Annotated in this window: 17 protein-coding genes; 5 read left to right on the top strand and 12 right to left on the bottom strand. The window is 61.5% G+C overall.

The genetic code is table 11. The features are described 5' to 3' along the window. Positions 1-4: 4 nt before the first annotated feature. Genes aroE through QCE73_RS25190 form a run of 5 tightly spaced genes read right to left on the bottom strand, consistent with a single transcriptional unit; the run spans position 5 to position 3,857 of the window. Positions 5-838 (bottom strand): shikimate dehydrogenase, encoded by an 834-nt coding sequence (gene aroE / locus QCE73_RS25210; protein ID WP_035509045.1) that lies wholly within the window; start codon positions 836-838, stop codon positions 5-7. A 7-nt stretch (positions 839-845) separates the two neighbouring features. Continuing rightward, a complete protein-coding gene (locus tag QCE73_RS25205; protein WP_035508986.1) occupies positions 846-2,057 on the bottom strand; it encodes a CaiB/BaiF CoA-transferase family protein in 1,212 nt (403 codons plus the stop codon). Further along, entirely contained in the window at positions 2,057-2,515 is a 459-nt protein-coding gene (locus tag QCE73_RS25200) for a MaoC family dehydratase (protein ID WP_035508983.1), read from the bottom strand. The genes QCE73_RS25205 and QCE73_RS25200 overlap by 1 nt, the downstream gene beginning before the upstream one ends. A gap of 2 nt (positions 2,516-2,517) precedes the next feature. Then, on the bottom strand, positions 2,518-2,910 hold the full coding sequence (locus tag QCE73_RS25195) for a VOC family protein (RefSeq protein WP_035508980.1): 393 nt from the start codon (positions 2,908-2,910) through the stop codon (positions 2,518-2,520). Then, complete coding sequence (locus QCE73_RS25190) at positions 2,907-3,857, bottom strand: ketopantoate reductase family protein (RefSeq protein ID WP_035508978.1); 951 nt, start codon at positions 3,855-3,857, stop codon at positions 2,907-2,909. Before QCE73_RS25190 ends, QCE73_RS25195 begins: the two co-directional genes overlap by 4 nt. A gap of 97 nt (positions 3,858-3,954) precedes the next feature. Between QCE73_RS25190 and QCE73_RS25185 the strand changes: the two genes are divergently transcribed. Beyond that, the gene (locus QCE73_RS25185; RefSeq protein WP_035508976.1) at positions 3,955-4,860 is read left to right on the top strand and encodes a LysR family transcriptional regulator; all 906 of its coding nucleotides are present in this window, start codon (positions 3,955-3,957) and stop codon (positions 4,858-4,860) included. 15 nt (positions 4,861-4,875) lie between these two features. Here QCE73_RS25185 and QCE73_RS25180 read toward each other — a convergent pair whose 3' ends face one another. After that, on the bottom strand, positions 4,876-5,793 hold the full coding sequence (locus tag QCE73_RS25180; protein WP_035508972.1) for a LysR family transcriptional regulator: 918 nt from the start codon (positions 5,791-5,793) through the stop codon (positions 4,876-4,878). Positions 5,794-5,882: 89 nt separating this feature from the next. On the opposite strand from QCE73_RS25180, the gene QCE73_RS25175 reads away from it, so the two are divergent. Genes QCE73_RS25175 through QCE73_RS25165 form a run of 3 tightly spaced genes read left to right on the top strand, consistent with a single transcriptional unit; the run spans position 5,883 to position 8,894 of the window. After that, positions 5,883-6,716 (top strand): shikimate dehydrogenase, encoded by an 834-nt coding sequence (locus tag QCE73_RS25175; protein ID WP_035508970.1) that lies wholly within the window; start codon positions 5,883-5,885, stop codon positions 6,714-6,716. A 25-nt stretch (positions 6,717-6,741) separates the two neighbouring features. Continuing rightward, a complete protein-coding gene (locus QCE73_RS25170; protein ID WP_309884045.1) occupies positions 6,742-7,521 on the top strand; it encodes a sugar phosphate isomerase/epimerase family protein in 780 nt (259 codons plus the stop codon). 59 nt (positions 7,522-7,580) lie between these two features. After that, on the top strand, positions 7,581-8,894 hold the full coding sequence (locus tag QCE73_RS25165; protein WP_309884044.1) for an MFS transporter: 1,314 nt from the start codon (positions 7,581-7,583) through the stop codon (positions 8,892-8,894). Between the two features lie 406 nt (positions 8,895-9,300). Here the strand turns inward: QCE73_RS25165 and QCE73_RS25160 are convergent, their stop codons facing one another. The 6 genes from QCE73_RS25160 to QCE73_RS25135 form a co-directional block, all read right to left on the bottom strand. Continuing rightward, a complete protein-coding gene (locus tag QCE73_RS25160) occupies positions 9,301-10,716 on the bottom strand; it encodes a hypothetical protein (protein ID WP_309884043.1) in 1,416 nt (471 codons plus the stop codon). A 6-nt stretch (positions 10,717-10,722) separates the two neighbouring features. Further along, a complete protein-coding gene (locus QCE73_RS25155; RefSeq protein WP_309884042.1) occupies positions 10,723-12,402 on the bottom strand; it encodes a hypothetical protein in 1,680 nt (559 codons plus the stop codon). A gap of 43 nt (positions 12,403-12,445) precedes the next feature. Then, entirely contained in the window at positions 12,446-13,864 is a 1,419-nt protein-coding gene (locus QCE73_RS25150) for an ATP-binding protein (RefSeq protein WP_309884041.1), read from the bottom strand. Between the two features lie 2 nt (positions 13,865-13,866). Next, entirely contained in the window at positions 13,867-16,365 is a 2,499-nt protein-coding gene (locus tag QCE73_RS25145; RefSeq protein ID WP_309884040.1) for an Hsp70 family protein, read from the bottom strand. Next, complete coding sequence (locus tag QCE73_RS25140) at positions 16,362-16,742, bottom strand: hypothetical protein (RefSeq protein ID WP_309884039.1); 381 nt, start codon at positions 16,740-16,742, stop codon at positions 16,362-16,364. The genes QCE73_RS25145 and QCE73_RS25140 overlap by 4 nt, the downstream gene beginning before the upstream one ends. 648 nt (positions 16,743-17,390) lie before the next feature. Then, a complete protein-coding gene (locus tag QCE73_RS25135; RefSeq protein WP_309884038.1) occupies positions 17,391-18,959 on the bottom strand; it encodes an EAL domain-containing protein in 1,569 nt (522 codons plus the stop codon). Between the two features lie 138 nt (positions 18,960-19,097). Between QCE73_RS25135 and QCE73_RS25130 the strand changes: the two genes are divergently transcribed. Beyond that, positions 19,098-19,631 (top strand): hypothetical protein, encoded by a 534-nt coding sequence (locus QCE73_RS25130; protein ID WP_309884037.1) that lies wholly within the window; start codon positions 19,098-19,100, stop codon positions 19,629-19,631. The last annotated feature ends 13 nt before the right edge of the window (positions 19,632-19,644 follow it).

Genomic DNA, 19,644 nt, shown 5'->3' with positions numbered 1-19,644 from the left:
AGAATCAATCGAGCGGCACCGTGAAGCGGTCGATCACCGCTCGCGTCGCCGGGCGCACGCCGCGCCACCAGTCGAAGGCTTCCGCCGCCTGTTCCACCAGCATCCCCACGCCATCCGCGATGTCGCGCACGCCGGCATTGCGCGCGAGCCGCAGAAAGGGTGTCAGGCGCTTTCCGTAAGCGAGTTCGTAGGCCGCGCCTTCAGGGCTGAAGACGCTCGGCGGCACGGGCGGCAGATCGCCCGTGAGGCTGGCCGAGGTCGCGTTGACCACCAGATCGAAGCGTCCCATGGCTTCGAGATCGCCATAGCCGCAAGCGGAAATCGGACCGCGTGCGCTGACCTGCGCCGCGAGCGCGCGGCCTTTGACGATGTCGCGATTCGCGAGGACCAACTCGGCCGGCCGAGCGGACAGGAAGGGCAGCAGCGCGCCCCGCACGGCGCCGCCCGCGCCGAGTATCAGAACCCGCTTGCCGGCCATCGGCAGGCCGAGATTGACTTCGATATCGCGCACGAGTCCGATGCCGTCGAAATTCTCGGCGATGATCCGCCCGTTCTCGAACTTCATCGCGTTGACGGCGCCCGCGAGCTCCGCGCGCTCGCTGCGTTCGTCGGCCATGGCGAAGGCTTTCAGCTTGAAGGGCGCCGTGACGTTCATGCCCTTGCCGCCCGCCGCAGCGAAGGCGCGCACGGTTCCGGCAAAGGCCTCGTCGGGCTCCAGCGGCCCTTCGATGGCCGTATAAGCCATGTCCTGCTGTGTCTCCTCGGCAAAAAGCCCATGAATCAGAGGAGATTTGGTGTGTCCGATCGGATTGCCGATCACCGCATACTGGTCCGTCATCATGTCCTCACTTTGAAAACAGAACGCCTTCGGTCTGCATGGCGTCGATCTCGGCAGCACCGAAGCCCAGCGACTGCGCCACTTCCGCGTTGTGCTGACCGAGGTCGGGCCCGACTCGCCGAATCGTCGTGTCGCAGTCGGAGAAGCGAAACGGCAAGTTCGGCAGGCGCAGCGTCCCGAAGCGCGGATGCTGCTGCTCGACCACCATGCCGCGCGCGACGATCTGCGGGTCGGCGAGTACTTCGTCGATGCGCTGCACCTTGGCGCAAGGCACATCGACGCTGTCGAGCAGTTCGAGCACCTTCGCGACCGGCCGCCCCGCTACCCAGGGCTTCACGACCGCGAGGATTTCCACGCGATTGGCATTGCGCCCGTTGAGGGTGTGGAAGCGCGCATCGGCGCCGAAGCCTTCCGGACCACCGTGCGCTTCGACGAGCGCGGCGAAGCGCTTCCACGCGTCGTCCACTTGCGCGGCGATGACGAGATCCGCGTCGGCCGCACGGAAGACGCCATAGAGCGTCGACGTGGGCATGTCGTGGCCCGTCTGTTCGGGGAGAATGCCCTGCATCGTGTAGCACTGCACCGCATATTCGTGCATCGACACCAGCGTGTCATAGAGCGCCATGTCGATGTGCTGGCCCCGGCCGCTCGTCACGCGACCGAGCAGCGCGGCGTTGATCGCGGCGACCGCGTGGATGCCCGTATACATGTCGCCGAGCGAGATGCGCATCAGCGGCGGCGGCGAACCGGGCTCACCGATCATCTGCATGATGCCGCTCTTCGCTTCGGCGATCAGGCCGAAGCCCGCGCGATGCGCATCCGGCCCGGTGTGCCCATACGCGGAGATCGAGCAATAGACGAGGCGCGGATTGCGCGCCGAGAGCGCTTCGTATCCGAGGCCGAGTTTGTCGAGTGCGCCGGGCCGGTAGTTCTCGATGAACACGTCCGCCGAGTCGCACAGACGCTGCATGAATTCCTTGCCGCGCGGGTCTTTCATATTGACGCTCACGCCGCGCTTGCCCATGTTGAGCTGCAGGAAGTAGGCGCTTTGCTGGTCGTCGAGCACGGTGGCGTGCTGGCGCCCTGCGTCGCCGCTGCCGGGACGCTCGACCTTGATGACTTCCGCGCCGAGCGCCGCAAGACAGCGTCCCACATACGGGCCAGCGAGAAAGTGGCTGTAATCGACGACACGCATTCCTTCGAGTGGACGGGCCTGCATCAGAACGCTCCCGGACGGCGCGGCACCATCAGGCGATGCTCACCGCGCTGGACGACCTGGCCGTCCTGGTTGATCAGTTCGGATGGCAACACGACAATGCCCCAGTCCGGGCGGCTCTTGCTCGCGCGCATTGCGCCGACGCGGAACTTCACATGCAGCACGTCGTTAACCTTGATCGGCAGCAGGAAGTCCCACGTCCAGCCGAGCGACATGCCCGGCAGGAAGCGGTACTCGCTCTGCGTCTTGAGCCCGTCCGCGATCGACAAGCCGAACAGGCCATGCGCGACGATCGAACCGAAATGACTGGCGTTGGCGTAGTCCTCATCGACGTGTACAGGCGTGTGGTCGCCCGTGAGGTCGGCATAGGCCAGGATCCGTTCCTTGGTGACCGTATAGGTCGGGCTCAGGCATTCGTCGCCTTCGCGGGCGTCGTCCCAGTATTTCTCGATGATCGTCATGCTCACGCCTCCGCGCGTGGGTTGATCGCCAGCGCCTGCGTGACGCATGCGGCGGGTTTCGCCTGAATCAGTTCGACTGCGAGACCGTCGGGCAGGCGCAGCCAGTTGCGTCCCTGCGGCATCTCGGTGACATCGAACGCCTGCGCTGCGGCGAGCGCGGCTTCGAGGTCTTCGCACATCACACCCAGATGCGCGAGCCGGCCTTCGGGCGCGTCGTGATGCGGGACGTGGATGAATTGCAGGCCGCCGAGCGTCCAGTACTGACGCGGCGCTTCGAGCGTCCCGTCTACTTCGCGCATGGTCATGCCGAGTACTTCTTCGAAAAAGCGAATGTGCCAGTGGATGTCCTTCACCCAGATCGCGACGTGTTCCAGATACGCCTTGGAGCCGCTCATGCTGTCGCTCCTTCGCGTTGCCGGTCCGTCATGGCGCGCTCGACGCCCTTGATGCATGCAACCAGGGTCGAATTGACCGGTGTCGGCACGCCGAGCCTTTCACCCCAGCGCACGACCGCGCCGTTGATGAAGTCGATCTCCGTGACCGATCCTTTCTCCAGGCTTTGCAGCATCGACGTTTTGAACGCGGGCGAAAGTCCTTCGGCCGCCAGGTTCCAGGCCTGTTCCGCATCGGTCATGGACAGATCGATGCCGGCGGCCTGCGCGACACGCATCGCTTCGGCAACCGCGGCCAGCGCGGTGGCCTTGAGCACCGGCTCTTCGTAGAGTTGACCGTACGTGAGGCGCGTGACGCCGGTCAGCGCGCCCGTCGCGACATTGATCAGCAGCTTGTCCCACATCGTGCCGATGATGTTGTCGCTGACCCCGGTCGCCAGACCCGACGCATTGAACGCTTCGGCGATGGCCTTCACCCTGAGCGTGAGCTGACCATCGAGTTCGCCGATATACGTGAGTTTGCCGCTCACGCCGCGCTGGATATGGCCCGGCCCCCGCAGCACGCCTCCGACATAGGTCTTGCCCGCCAGCACGCGTTCCCGCCCGACGATGTCGGCGAGCACGTCTTCGTGGCCGAGCCCATTCTGCAACGAGAGCACGAGCGTGTCGGGGCCGATCAGATCGAGCGCGCCGCGCATGGCCGAATCCGTGTGAAAGGACTTGACCAGCACGACCACCAGATCGACGGCGCCGACTTGAGTGGCCTGCGTCGCCGCATGGACCTTGACGCGGTGGGAACCGTCGGCATCGTCGACTTGCAGGCCGTCGCGGCGCATCGCCTCGACGTGCGCCGGCGAGCGGTCGATGAGCCAGGTCTCGTGACCACCCTGAGTCAGTGTGGAACCGATGGCGCAGCCCAGCGCCCCGGCTCCGAGAATTGCGATCTTCATTGGCGTCTCCGTATGTGTTGACGCAACGATAGAAGTCGCAGCTCATCATGGCAATGCAATGACTACAATGACGTCATTGCCTCACGTAATAACGATCATGATCCCGACCGAACTGCCCGACCTCAAGCTGCTGCAGCTTTTCGACCTGCTGTACGACACGCGCAACGTCACGCGCGTGGCTGAGCAACTCGGGCAGAGCCAGCCGACGATCAGCATCTGGCTCGGGCGTCTGCGTGAATTCCTGCAAGATCCCTTGTTCATCCGCACGCCCGGCGGCATGGCGCCGACGCCGCAGGCCGATGCCCTGATCGGGCCGTGCCGCGAGATTCTCGAATCGTTGCGGCGCTTTGCTGCGTGGGAAATCGCATTCGATCCCGCTACCGCGAAGCGCCGGTTTCGCATCTGCATGACCGATGCGAGTCACATCACGCTGCTGCCGCGCATGCTGGCGCACATCCGCGCGCAGGCACCGGGCGTTCGCCTGGAGGCCGCGCGGATAGACGGGAACACCGAACGGGCGCTGGAATCGGGCGAGGCCGATCTTGCCATCGGCCATGTGCCGTGGCTCAGCGGCGGCATCTACCAGCAGCAGTTGTATACGCAGGATTGGGTGTGTCTGACGAACCGGCATCACCCGCGTGTGCGTGCGAAGCTCGGCGTGAAGCAATATCGCGCGGAAGGCCATGTGGCGATCGCGGCGGGGACAGGCGCCCAGTTGCTGGAACAGGCGCTCGTGCGGGAGCAGGTGCAGCGGGACATCGTGCTGGAGTTGCCGGGCTTTCTCGGTCTCGGAGCGATCATCCAGACGACGGACCTGATCGCCACGCTGCCACGGCATATCGGGCAGACGCTCGCGAAGGTCAATGATCTGTCGATCCATCCGTGCCCGATTCCCGTGGAAGGCTTTGCCGTGCGGCAGCACTGGCATGCCCGGTATCACCACGAAGTCGGCAATCGCTGGTTGCGTGAAATGGTGGCGCAGTTATTCAGCAGCCTCCGCTGAGCCCCATTTACGGCGTCACGGTTTCCACAGCGCGAACTCGCCCTGCGAGAGTTCCTGCTTGAGAAAATCGATGCAGACACGCACCTTGGCCGACTGCGCGGCGCGTGCCGCGGACATCGCCCAGACGTCCGCTGGCTGCTCCCACGCGGGCAGCACGCGCTCGAGCAAGCCTTCCGCAAGCGCCTGTGCCACGTACGACTGCCCGACCATCACGATGCCGTGACCATCGCGGGCCCAGCGCAGCACCACGTCGCTGTGATTCGACGCAAGCGGCCCGGTGACTTTCACCGTGCTCCAGCCACCCGGGCCGAGCAGACGCCACACCCCGAACGGCTCGTCGCGCTCCCGAAAGACGAGACAGTCGTGCTGCGCGAGATCGTCGACGCTCTTCGGTCGGCCGTGCGCGTCGAGGTAGGCGGGCGCCGCGCACAGCACGCGCGGGCTGACGGCAATGTGATGCGCGATCAGGCCCGGTTCCTGAATCGCGCCCACCCGGATGTCGAGATCGAAACCCTCGTCGACGAGGTTGACGCGGCGATCGACCAGTTCCAGCCAGATTTCGAGTTCGGGATAGCGCTTCTTCATCAACGACACGATGGGCGCAATGTGACTGCGCCCGAGGCGCTGGCTCGAACTGATGCGCAGCGACCCCTTGGGATTTACCCGCAGACTGGACAGGTCGTCGCGCATCGCATCGACGTCCTGCAGGATCGCGCGCGCCCATCGATTGACCGTTTCGCCATCGGTCGTGAGCGACACGCGGCGCGTCGTGCGGTGCAGCAGCTTCACGCCAAGCGTCTTTTCCAGCAAGGCAATGCGCTTGCTGACGTGCGTTTGCGAATTGCCGAACTCGTGTGCGGCCGCCACGAAACTCAGCCGGCGCGCGACTTCGCAGAACAGACGGAGATCGCCGAGCATCGGTTCATTAAGCATGATCTGGTGATTATGGAGTGCCGGATCGAATAATAATAGTTTGAATCGGCGATAGTAACCTCCGGTCATGCTTTGAAACGGAGACGAGCATGATCAATGGCAATACCGGGCTCATTGCCCACATCGGCTATCCAACGCACGCCTTCAAGTCGCCGATGATCTACAACCCGTACTTCGAACACGCCGGCGTGAATGCCGTCGTCGTGCCGATGGGCTGCAAGCCCGAGCATTACCCGGCCTTCCTCCAGTCGATCTTCACGCTTGAAAACATTCGTGGCGCGCTCGTCACGATGCCGCACAAGGTGACCACGGTCGGCTTGCTCGACGATGCCACGCCCACGGTGAAGATCGCCGGATCGTGCAACGCGGTGCGGCGGACGGAGGACGGGCGGCTCCTCGGCGACATGTTCGATGGCGAGGGCTTCGTGCGCGGCGTGCGCCGCAAGGGATGCAAGCTCGAAGGCGCGCGCGTGCTGGTCGTCGGTTGCGGGGGAGTGGGGTCGGCAATCGCTGCATCACTGGCCGCGGCGGGCGTGGCTTGGCTCGGGCTCTTCGATGCGCGCGACGAATCGGCGCAAGGACTCAAGGCGCGTCTCACGACCCATTACCCGACGCTTGAAGTCACGACGGGCAGCAACGACCCGGCCGGCTACGACCTCGTCGTGAACGCGACCCCGATGGGCATGAACGACGGCGATCCGTTACCGGTCGACGTGACGCGCATCGCGCCCGAGACCTTCGTCGGCGAAGTCGTGATGAAGACCGAAATGACGGCGTTTCTCAAGGCCGTGCAGGCGCGCGGTTGCCGTTTCCAGGTCGGCTCCGACATGCTCTTCGAGCAGATCCCCGCTTACCTCGAATTCTTCGGCTTTCCGACAACGACGCCGGAAGTGCTGCGCTCGGTCGCGAAGCTTAGCTACTGAACTCGTCATAATATAAGGAATCCAAATGAATACACCGAAATTCGGCTGGTGCGGACCGCTGCAGAACGCCGCATTGATGAAAGAGGCCGGGCTCGACTACATCGAGGCGCAGCTCGTGCCGATGAACCTCGAAGACGACGCGGCCTTCCGTGATGCCAAGGCGCGCATCGTCGATTTGCCGTTGCCCGCGCTTGCATTTAGCTATCTCTTTCCGCACGATGCGCGCATCGTCGGTCCAGAGAAGAACGAGCGCCGCAATCGCGCGTACTTCGATCGCGTGGTGGAACTGCTGACGCTGGCGCGAGCGCGCGTCGTCGTGCTCGGCAGCGGCTGGACGCGCAACATCCCGGAAGGCTGGACTCAGGCTCAGGCCGAAAATGAATTCCTGACGACGCTCGCATGGTGCGCCGATGCATTGCGGGGCAGCGGCACGACGCTGGTGATCGAGCCATTGAATCGCAAGGAGTCGAATCTGGTGAATAGCGTCGCCGATGGCGCGCGGCTTGCAAAAGCGCTGAACCGCAGTGAAGTGCGCGGCCTTGCGGACTTCTATCACATGGACGAAGAAGCCGAGCCGCTCGATGCAGTGCGCGAGCACTGCGCATGGCTCGCGCATATTCATCTGGCCGACACGGGACGGCTGAATCCGGGCACGGGATCTTACGACTACCCGACGTTCCTCGGGCATCTCAAAGCATGCGGTTATCAGGGCCTGCTCAGTGCCGAATGCGGTTTCAAAGGTGAACCGCTGGCATCGATGCGCGAGAGCGCGGCATTCCTGCGCGCGGCGTGGAACGCCGCATAAGGTTTGCCAATTCGACAAGGTTCGCGGCACGCGGACCGACCTCACTGGAGGAGACAATCATGGAAGTCGCCATCAACGGCGCGACGGCTGCCGACCGCGCTGTCCAAAAATCGACCAAACGGCTCATACCCTTTTTGCTTCTGATGTACGTACTTGCGTTCCTGGACCGCGCCAATGTGGGTTTCGCGAAACAGGCCTTGCATGATGTAGTCGGCATTTCCGATGCGGCGTTCGCATTCGGCGCCAGCATCTTTTTCATTGCATATGTCTTGCTCGAAATCCCGAGCAATCTCGCCATGCACAAGGTGGGCGCGCGTGCCTGGATGTGCCGGATCATGGTGACGTGGGGTCTCGTGTCGGCAGCTACCATGTTCGTGCAGGGCTCGACGAGCTTCTACACATTGCGCTTTATTCTGGGTGCGTGCGAGGCGGGCTTCTTTCCCGGCGTGATCCTCTATCTGACCTACTGGTTTCCGGACCGGACCCGTGCGAAGGTCATGGGTCTCTTCTACTTCGGCGCACCGCTTGCGTTCATGCTCGGTTCGCCGCTATCGGGTTATCTGTTGCGCTTCGACGGCATGCTCGGATTGCACGGCTATCAGTGGATGTTCATGCTCGAAGGGCTGGCGGCGACTGCGGTTGGCGTGTGGGCCTACTTCTATCTCGACGACAAGCCGGCTGACGCCAGCTGGTTCGATTCCGATGAAAAGCGCGAGCTGCTTGCTTTGCTCGAGGCGGAGCAATCGGCGAAGATTTCACATGGCCCACACGGCGCTGGTTCCGCACTTTCCGATCGGACCGTGCTGTACTTCGGGCTGATCTTCTTTCTCATCCAGATGGGCGTGTCGGTGGTCGTGTTCTACCTTCCGACCTTCGTGGGCAAGCTGCTCGGTACTGGACCGAATGCGCTCGTGGGCTTCGTCGTTGCCATTCCGTGGACCTGCGCGCTCATCGCGACCTTTGCAGTGCCGAGATGGGCGGCACGCGGAAACAGGCTCGTGGTCTACGGCTGCGCGAGCCTGCTGGTCGCTGCGATCTCGATGTTCATCTCGGCGGGCGCGTCACCGCTCGTATCCATGATCGCTTTGTGTCTCGCGGTAGCGGGCCTCTGGGCTGTCCAGCCCATCTTCTGGTCGATGCTCACGAACTACCTCGGCGGCATGGCGGTTGTCTCCGGCGTCGCGATGGTCAACACCATTGGTAACATCGGCAACTTCGTCTCCCCGAACCTGAAGGCGTGGGCCGACGCGAGCTTCGGATCTAGCGTTGCCGGACTGATTCTGCTAAGCGGTGTCGTCGTATTGGCAGCGCTGCTTTTCATCGGCGCGCGGCGTTCTTCACAACCGGTACGTGTTAAGGCGCTCCACACGTGAAGCGATGGAGCGACCCGGCGGCGAGTATCGGACATGATGTGAATGGCCCGGTGCTTTTGTCGTCGCGTTTTCGCATCCGGCAAGGCTATCTTGAGCAAGTCAACTCCGATAACGGGCGACTGTGCTGCATTCTCGCCTGGTCAATCGTCCGCAGTACCTTTGGAAGCCGTCATCGAAAGTTGCGGAGGTTGGACGGCTGAATTGGGTCGGAACGCTACACCCGCGCTGGTCGTCAACGATGAGGTGGGGCCGTTGCGACGGCTAAACGAGCGGGGATTTTGCGCGGTCGTCGTCGCAGTTCATAAAGGGATTGCCAAACGTCCAGATACACGGGGATAGCTTTCGGCGCCTGGATGGTATGTCGATGGTCGTTGGGATACGGGCTTCCATGACCTTTCCGAGCAAATTATGCACCGTTCCCCTTTATGCACGTGGTCTGAGGTCCCACGCGCGTCGAACAATATCCGCTCCAGTTTTCGATCATGGTCCGATCGAACGAAATCTGTTCTTCACCGCTGTCGGGCCAATAGCTCACGATATATCCGCACTGCTTGCTGAGAAACAGCACGACCGGCTTGTACGGACCCGATCTCTGCGGTGTTTGTTGCAGGAGGATGGCATCGGGGCACGACGCGTGGACGGCGTCGAGGCGCCGCTTCGCGAGATCGTACGCGGCTTCCGCGTCGGCGTGCTGCTGTGCCAATGCCTGCGCCCAGTGGATCGCTGCATCGGCGGGTTTTGCGTCGGAGAGAACCTGGCCGCTCACCACCGCCGTCAGCCACGTCTTCTGCCGTTCGTACCAATGCACCAGGCAATCGCGATCGTGACAGTTTCGTTGACGATCGTTCCATTGTTCGCGCATGTGCTGCTTGAACCCATCCTTGTCGGTGCTCGCCGCCTGCGCTTGCGTGAATAGGCTGGCGAGTTCGACATCCGACGCGGCCAGTTCTGCATCGCCGCAGATAAGGTGCTCCGCATCCAACGAGGCTTTGGTGCAATCGAAGCTCGTGGTGAACGTCCGTGTTGGCGCTGCGACCGGGAAGCTCGTCGAATCGCTCAGGTTGGACGAATTGCCCGGGATGCTGGCGAAATCGACCGGCGCCGCGGGGAGCGTCGACGTCGTAGGGAGAATGGGCGGAACCGGAATGGACGGCGGCGCGGCGCTGACCTCGAAACGCTCCGCGCGCGATAGCGCTTCCTGCGTGAGCGCCGCGCGATTCGCTTCCACTTCGGCGCGGATCGTTTCGAGCATGTTGCCGCGATAACGGAAGTCGGCACAGCGCGAGTTGTAGTCGTTCACCGCATCGTTGAACGGTTGCAGCGAGGCCTCCGAAGTCGACTCGATCCGGGTACGCCACACCTGGATGCGCAACTTTTCGGATAAGCAATAGCGAATCTGGGACGTCGACAAGACCAGCTCCCTACCGACCGGCGGCATGCTCTCCGAAGGAACCTCGCTCGGCTGGACCTCCGGTGCTGACACGTTCTCGACGGGCACTGACGTGTAGGCGACCGGTGTCGAAGCCGACGACTCGAGCGTGCTGCCGGGATTCGATTCGCTCTTTGAAACGGTCCCGACGACGAAGATCGATAGCAAGATGAGTGCAACGACCGGCACGACCAGCATCCAGAGCCCCGAACCCCGGTCCGGCTCCGCCGGCGTCGATGAAGACTGTTCGACGGCTGCCGCCGTCGGTGTCTCGACCGTCGCAGCCGTTGCCTCATCCACTTTGGAAGCGGGCCGCGCGGCCACCGTCGCTTCGATGTCCGACACCATCGAGTTAAGCGCTGCAAATCCTTTTTTTGTCTCGGATTGGCTCATGTTCCGTTAGCCCTTCAAATAATCGGTCAGCTTCGCAGCGCCCTTTTTGAAGGCGCCGCGAATCAGATGCTCGATCAGGTGCGTGTCCCAATCTTTGATATACGACGCCGAGCCGTGCACTTTCTTGTCGTCACGTTTGCCGACCACGAACCGGCCATCGGCAGACCATACATGTACCTCGCTCCAGCGAAGTCGCAGCGGCCCGTTGTTGCTCCAGAACTTGTGCTGCGGCAGCGTGATCGCGCCGTCCTCGACCGAGAAACTACCGAAATGAAGCGTCTCGCCTTTCTCCAGTCGGTTGAGCATATCGATCATCAGGCGGACACAGACCGCGCGCCATAGCGCCTGGGTGAAGCCTGTGTACGTCGATTCTTTTCTTAGGTTGATGTTCTGCTCGTCTGCGCCCTCAATCGACAAGGCGATGTGATAATCGGTCCCGGTCGGCACGCCGTTGACCGAACGGCGCACGCCACCCCAGCGGACGCGCCGGATCGAATCGAGCGGAAATTGCCGCCCCTTCCAGGTAATGCCCTGTGCAGCCACGGCCAGCCGATCCTTGAACATGACGCCGACGTCCGCCTCGAACGCGATCTCCCGCTCCCATTCGGCATCTTGACGTTGCTTGTCCGTGGCGCTCTGACGCAGGCCTTTAATCGCCCTGGCGTCCTCGGCGAGCGTGTCGCCAAACTCGGGCAGATCGACGAACAGATTTCCGAGCAGACATGTCATGCGGTCGGCGCAATCCAGTAGGCCGTGCTTATTGTTCAGGTCGACGCCCAGACTTCGCATCCGCGTCGCCACGTCCGTGCTTGACTGATGCGACATGCCACGCGATCGGGCGGAAATCTGGATCGGCTTCGCAACCGATACCCAGTTCCTCGCAACCTGCTCGATCCGGTCGAGCGTCGGAGTCACAGCCGCCAGGCCACCGGATGCATCGGCGAGCGCCTTGCCGATCAGCGTACGCAGATTCGTTGCCTCGGCTTCGAGAAACGGCTGGGTTTCCACTTCGTATGCATCGACCAGTTCGTCGAGCAATAGGGGGGCATGTCGCTCATCGTCGCCGGTGGCACGTTCGACCGCCTGCGTGACGGCTTCGACGAGCGTATCGGCCTTCATTCCGTCGAGCATGTTCTTCAGCGCCGTACGATAGTCCTTGCGGCGACGCGTCCAATCCTGCTCGACGGCATCGGTTGTCGGAACTTCCGGGAAACCTGCGAGCAGGCGGTCTTCATTGATGTCCCGCAGCACGTCTTCGAGGTCGACCGCCTCGACGGTATCGGCGAATGTGCAGATAAACGATGCAATCGCGCTAACCGGCTCACTGCCCGTCTTGCGTTCGCACATGGCCGCCATGACATTGGCTTTCGGCAAGGGAGCGAGGCGTTCATAGAGGTCGGCGGTGATCGTGTTCGCTTCGAGTGCGTTCTTGATGCTCTCCGCCACGCGCGGCGACACGCCGGGCAGCCATGCCAATTCAGCGTTTAGTCTCGATCGGGGATTGATGAGGTCGGCGCGAGCCTTCTGACAGGCTTCGCTGTCTATATAGAGCGAACGCTCCTCGGCCATCTCGACGATTCGATGGCGGTTGTCTCGCGTCGAGAGTCCGAGCAGGCAGAACGGATTCTTCTGCAGCGCCGTCTCAGTCATTTCACTGTTCATTTGCATTTCAACTGTATGCAGCATGTCAACGGTTGTTCGAGAGACAGTGTCTCGAGTATCCGCTTACTCAAACGAAGCCGATGCGTCGTGCCGCCGGCGCGTCCTGGCGCGACGGCGTAGCCCGGAGCGCGGCCAGCAGATAGTCCTGAGCGAGTTCATCGGCGCCCGAGCGCGCCGACAGCCGGGCACCCTCGCGAACGACGAACGCCACATCGGACAACGGCCGCCCCACGAGTGCTTTCGCGAGTGAGTCGGCATCGACACTCGCATCCTTCGGCAGGCTGGCAAGCAGATGCCCCAGCAACGCACCGACTTCCTGCTCGTTCGGAAAGTCCACTGAAATCACATGATCGAAACGGCCGCGCCGCATGATGGCCGAGTCGATCATCTCGATCCGGTTCGTCATGCCGATAATCAGGACTTCGTTGCGCGTGGCTTCGGGAATGCGCCGCAGGAACTCGGCGACTTCCTCGACCCGGTGATGACTTCCGCCGCCGCCATGCTCGCGATCGGCCAGAAAAGCTTCCATTTCATCGATCACAAGGACCGACGGCGCGCTCTTGATCGCCAGTTCGAACATCTCCGACACCTTGCGGCTGGTTTCGTGGATGTAGGGGCTCGCCACCGTCGAGGCTTCGATGCGAAACGCGGGCCAGCCGAGATACTTGATCAGCCGCTCGACCGCGAAGGTCTTGCCGCAGCCGGGCGGTCCATGAAGGATCGTGGGCGAAGGAAATTCGATGCCCAACGCCTGATACCGCGCCCGGTTCTGCACGATGTCGATCACGTGCTCGTGAAAAAACGACTCCAGCCCGGTGCGTCCGAACAGGCGAAAGACGGCAGCAGTGGCGTCGCCGGCTGACAGGTTCGCGTGCGAGCCGGTGCTTGCCGACGCCGCGCCGTGCTGCTCGTTTTGCGTCATTTCGTCGATTTCGATGCCCGCCGTGCGCACCACATCGCGCAGCCGGACAGCATCGATCCACGTGAGCATGCGCTGCAGCCGGCCGATCGACCGCGCCGACACCTGAACGCCGCCGGTCAGCCAGGCGCCGAGCACCACGTCGTCGGTCACGGACGCTTGCGCGTCGTAGGTGGGAAGCAACCTGCCGAGCGTCTCGACATAAATCGCGTCCTGCAACGCACTCGCGGCGTCGATCGAACGCGTTTCGCGCAGCGCGCTCGCGAACGCGAATGCCTCGCTCCTACCCGATGGCGAAGCAAAGTCAGACAAGGATTCGAGCCGCCTGCTCAGGCCGCACGAGATTTCATAGAAGGCCTGCGCGCCGAACTGGAAGCGCAACAGATCACCCGGTCGGGTCAGCCCGGCGGCGGCCCATTTGTCGTGCAACGCCTGCGTCACCAGCAAGGCACGGCCGGCGCCGCGCGTCGCGATGATCTGCCACGCCTCGGCGCCGTATAGCGGACGGCCGCACGAAGCGCCGTCCGGTAGTTCGCAGCCCACCGGCAACCAGCTTTCGATCGTCACGGTCAGCCTACGAGAATGTTCGACGCGGCGATCATGTCGTCCTCGGCCGAAGAGTAGATCCTGATTGCGTCGAGATTGCTGACGACCGAGCGCAACTTGTCGATCTCGTTGTTCTGCATCGCCTGTTGTCCGGCACGGCACAGTGCGAGATGCTCCTGTGCATCCGGGAACAGCGAGGCATCCTCGGAAAGCCATTTGAACCGGTCGATGACGAACCAGTCCTGCCGCCAGAGAATCACGAAGTTCTTCGAGCGCATTTCGCTCAGATGCGACTCGAAGTCGTCCCCGTGGCTTTCGATCGCGCGCTGCGCCGTCCTGGCCAGATTGTCGAATGAGGTGATCTCAGCCGGACGGCCGAACTGCCGCACGTGGGCATCGAAGAAACTGACGGTCTTGTCGAGTTCCATGCGCCGGATGACCTTGGCGTTCTCTTTGCGGACCTGCGCCATCAGACGCTTGGCTTCCTGCAGATCGTCCATGGCCTGTTTGGCAGATTCCGGATCACAGGAACCGCCTCGAACTTCCGCCGCTCGCGCGATGCGTTCGCGCGCACGCGACAGACGGACGTCGTCTTCCACCAGCGACGAGAACTCGCGCAAACGTGCGTCGAGCCGGGCGGCCTCGTCTTCGATCCTGTGTGCGGCCTTCGTGAAGTCGATCTGGGCTTCAAGGCGCGAATAGAAGTTGCGGCCGCTGTTGAACGAGCCGCCAATCGACGGAACCGAAACCTCGAGCACGATAGCGCCCGAATCGTTGATCTCGTATTCGCAGATCAGTTCCGCGCCCTTGACGACCACGCCGGAATCGAAGTCCCGGCCTTCGATCGAGAACTTCCCGATGAAACGGTTATCCGCCACGGGATCCTCGATCTCGCCTTCCCACAGCTTGAAATTGATCGATCCCGTACCGCCCGCGCTCAATGTCTCGTCGGCCTTGAAAACGACGGTGCCGCGTTTGGGCAATTGATCGCCTTCGCGAACCAAGTACTCGAGCCCGACCCGTCCACCAATCTTCCCGCGCGCCTCGACGCCAATCGAATGCGATGCGGGAATCGCATCGATCTGCGCCGCCGTGCGTGCGATCACGATCCGGTCGGTGTTCAGCGTCAACGGACCGCCCGCGGCGTCGAACACGAAGACCTTAAAGTGGTTCTCACCCGGTTTGGCAAGCGGCACTTCGATCGTGGCGGCGTTTTTCAGCGCCACGCGTCCCGAAGACCAGCCCGTATCGAGACTGTCGATCTGGAACGCCGCGCCCTCGGTGATTTTTCCGCCGACCTTCGCGACGATTTTGGCCTTCGCATCCGGCGTACGCGCCTGATAGTTGAACGTCAAATCGAGCGCACCGCCCGCCGCCAGTGCGCCGCGCCCGCTCTTGCGGCCACGGTTCCCACTCGACCAGTCGATGGATTCGGCGAACACTGCCGCGCCTTCCGCTACGGCGGTCATCGGGCGGACATCGGTGGAGGCGGCGATGCCGAGTTCGAATGCCACCTTGTCGCGCAACGGCTTGTACTGCGTCGGGCCGCCCACGAACACCACGCGCCCGATGTCATGCGGGCTGACGTTCGCCTTGCTCATCGCATCGCGGGCGGCCTGAATCGATTCCTCAATCCGGTCGGCGATCAAATCATCGAAGCGTGTACGAGTCAGCGGAATATCGAGATAGATATCGGTGCCAGATTCGTCGCGCATACGCAATTCGCTGTCATCGAGCGAGATGATCGACTCTTCGTTCGACGACAGTTCGATCTTGGCGCGCTCGATCGCCCAACTCGCCATATGCCGCAACGTGGCATAACGAGGATCGGAGGAGAAGTTTTCGGGCAGGTTGAAATTCTCGAGCAGCCAGGGCTTGGCGACGTTATCCAGAAGCAGCCGGTCGAAATCTCGCCCGCCGCACATTGCGATGCCGCCGTGCGAAAGCAGACTCACGCGCCCGTTGATGCTCTCGGCAATGGCGATATCCAGCGTCCCGCCGCCCAGATCGTAGACGAGGAACATGCCGTCGCCCTTGCGCTGGCGCATTACGGTCATGACCGCGGCCACCGGCTCCTGCATGAGCGCCACCTTGCCGAGACCCGCCTGTTCGGCGGCGGCCATGGTGGCGTCCTTCTGCATCTGATTGAACGCGGCGGGAACGGTGATGACGGTTCCCGTGTCCGGATCGTTGCGAATGCCTTCCGGCAAATAGCCGTACAGGACGCGCAGGATCTCCGCTGAACAAGCCTCGGGCGTCATGGTCACATTGGCCGCGGTCAGATGGATCGGCGTGCTCGTGCCCATGAAGCGCTTGAACAGGACCGCCCCGCTTTCCGGATTGCGAGCTGTGTTGTCGTAAGCGCGCTTGCCGACGTACTTGTTGTTCCGCCTGTCGACGAAGATGGCCGATGGCGTCACATCGTTCTGATCGGGACTCTTGTAGAGGCAGATGTCCGTGCCGTCGTAAGAACAGATCGCGCTATTGGTGGTGCCCAGATCGATGCCCACGTAGTGTTTCATGCCTGCTCCGCCTTCATCAACATGACCGTTCCCCCACGCACGAGGCCGTCGGGCCCCATGATGATCGGTTCGAGCATTTGTTCCACGACCAGGGTGTCTTCTGGACCGAAATCGGCGAGATTCAATGCGGAAATGGCCATGCCGGGATCGTAGATCTGACCTTCGACGCTCACGATGCGCAAGCCAAAAGGTTTGAGCCCGTCATCGACCTTCCTGAGGAAGTAGCGGGCCTGATTGGTATATCGCGCCACTTCGTTCAACTCGAGCCGTTCCGCGAGGCGATTGAACACGCGGACGAACCGCCAACCTTCAATCGATACATCGATCAACACCTTCAGTTCGGCGCTTTCCTTCATCGCTTCATGCACCCCGATCATCCTTTCCTCTCAGTACATAATCTTTGTTTAACAGCATTTCCAGACCGCCCAAGTGCCAGGCAGAGTGTTCGCTGTGCCTTGGGTTAATCCACAACTGCCTTACTCTTTTTTCAAAGGACTATCGGCATCTCGTCAGGCTTTTTGAGTCGAAAACTGTCGTAGGAGCACCATTTTCGGAGACAACCGCCCACGTTGCCGGGCGATCTCAGGCTCAAAGCCGCGCCAGTATAACGGGGCGATCTGTTAAAAAAGGACAAAGCATTCTCGGAGGGGCGGCAAGATTGTCGTACAGCGACACCATCCTGTCGCCTACATCGACCCGTTCGGCATCGAGCTTTTCGCTCGAGTCCGGAAGTTCGGGGGCGAGGACGTCACGAACGCTCGGCGCTCGACGTCGCGGATACGGCGGTGCAAATTTGACAATCAGAGTCCTGCAAGAAGGATGGTGATTGAAACGGGACTGAAGCATGGAATGGTGGTGTGCCTGTTGATTTCCACCAAGAAGGGATTCCATCCTTCCAAAGACGATCCGCTGATGTGGATACGGTCGACTAAAACATAACATCGCAACTCCTGCGTCAAGACGCCCCTGTGGCGTCTTTCTCTGCGCTGGGGTTTCCCGTCCCCGGACGAGCTAAGTCGAACACCTCAGCCAGGCCGGGGTGTTTGACTTAGCCAGGCCACAAGTTCGCGCACACGCATGGCCTTCGCAAACAGCCAACCCTGCCCGTACTGGACGCCTCTCTGTGCCAGATACTCGAGCTGGACATCGCGCTCGATGCCCTCAGCCACGATCTCCACGCCAAGCTCATGTGCCATCTGGATGATATGGGGAGCGACAATGCTCGACGCTGCCTCCTTCCCAATGGTATCGATAAACGACTTGTCGATTTTCAGTACGTCGATCGTGAAGGTCTGCAGATACGACAGGCTGGAATACCCAGTACCGAAGTCGTCGATGTACACCGGATGGCCCGCATTTCTGAATGCCGCTATGGTTTGTCGCGTCTCGTCGGCATTCATGAAGCTGCGTTCCGTCGCCTCTATCCTGATTTGACGTGCTTGGATGCCCGTTCCCTTCAACCTGCTGGCGACGATGTCAAGGAATCGGTGCGTCCGTAGGTCTTCACTACTGACGTTAATGGACACGTAGAATGAAGGTCGCGCGCGCAGCAGCGGTGACAGTTCAGTAACCGTCTTGTCCAATACCAGGTCGGTCAACGACTGCGCGAGGCCGTTTTGCTCGGCGACGGCCACGAAGATTTCTGGCGAGACGTTACGCCCGTTCAGCTTCCAACGGACCAGCGCTTCAACGCCCACACATTCGCCGCTCGTGAGCCTGACGATTGGCTGGAAACAAACGTCCAGTTTTTTGCGCGCGATGGCCCATTCGAGGGTCGCGGGAAAAGAGACTAGATTTGAGATTCTTCTGAATGCAAGCCAGCCGAATAATCCGCCAACAACAACGCCAAACGAAAGCCACATCGCTAACAAGCCAGTCCAGTCTCCGATGAGGCTATGACGGGGGGACTTCACGACCACACCGAGAGGACGGATCGCCGAACGGGATACGGCGTAGTACCAGAGTTTGCTGCTCACGTGTCCGGCCTGCGTCCATGCACTGAGCATGTCGTCTTTGTCCGCGCCGACCGACAGTCCCAGAATGGTATTTGTGTCGACGTTGATCGCAGCGATGGGCCTTTGGGCAGGATCAATAAGATCGACATAGGACTGCGGATCGATCGAGACGTAGTTTCCATCCCGACCAACCTGAATATCCATGCGCGCGACGCTGAGTGGACTTTTCTGCCTGAACCAGACCGCGTAGCCGTCGTTGCTTTGCCAATTCGGGCGAGGCATCGTCAAATGCTTCGCTTGCACGTCGCCCAGGAGGGGCGAGCACAGATATTTTCCGTATCCGTAGGCGCCGGCGTCTTGTATGTATCGGTAGTTGTAAATCACGCGCGCAAACTGCGCGATGTGTGCGGATGAGCATGGACCATCAGGCGTCGCCTCCATGTCGGCGATCGCTGCATATGCCTGGTACGAGACGAGTTCCGCACGCATCAGCGCTTTCTCAGCAAATGCCTGCAAGTCTTCCTGTTCGCGACGTTCGGCTTCTTTGTTCGCGATATAAACGCTGGAAAAAACTGGCAGTATCGTAACAATACAACCCAAGGCGACGGAGCCCGAAATGATTGAGATCCTTTTGATCATCTCGTAGTCTCGTTTGAGTCAAGCGCTAATTGTGGAACCCGAAAACTCTCGTCTAATCTACGGCAATTCGAGCATCGGACCCGTTCCGAAAGCCAAAACAATGAACAAAGGAGACCGAGCGGAAGAAACGCGAGTCGCGTGGCACGCATTGACGGGCGCATGCTCACTCAGGCTGCGGTGCATCGAGTGGCGGATCTATCAGCTCGGCAACGCGACGTTTCCGTTCCCTCCAGCGCGCGCGATTTCGACGTCTGGGACGAGCTGGCCACGTCGTTTCCGAACCGTTATCTCGAGTATGGCCGGCAGATCGATTCCAAACTCAATGCAATGGTGGCAAACCTGGCTGACGCTGCCGAACCTGTAGTGTTCTGCGGGTGCGCGGGCCACAAGGTGAACATTGGCGCAGGCAATCCGGAGTTGCGCTCGGTGGTGGGCGACAAAATCTGCCAGAAGAACGGCACGTTCGCGCTGCTCTGGCGCATCGAGAAGGGCATGTTGGCCGTGAGCTTGCGCGCGGCGAAGGGTACGGATGTTTCTGTGATGGCCGAGCGCTGCGGAGGCCGCGGGCATGCTGGCGCGTCAGCGTTTAAGCTGCCGCTCAATACCGTTAAGAAGGACTGGTTCTTCGAGCATTACATCCTGCACGAAGGCGCATCCGACGAGGACCAATAAGGCCGCGAATTGA

It is taken from the genome of Caballeronia sp. LZ029 (assembly GCF_031451275.1).
Lineage (GTDB): Bacteria > Pseudomonadota > Gammaproteobacteria > Burkholderiales > Burkholderiaceae > Caballeronia > Caballeronia jiangsuensis.
The sequence above is the reverse complement of the archived record's forward strand: the minus strand, read 5'-3'. Positions and strand labels throughout refer to the sequence as shown.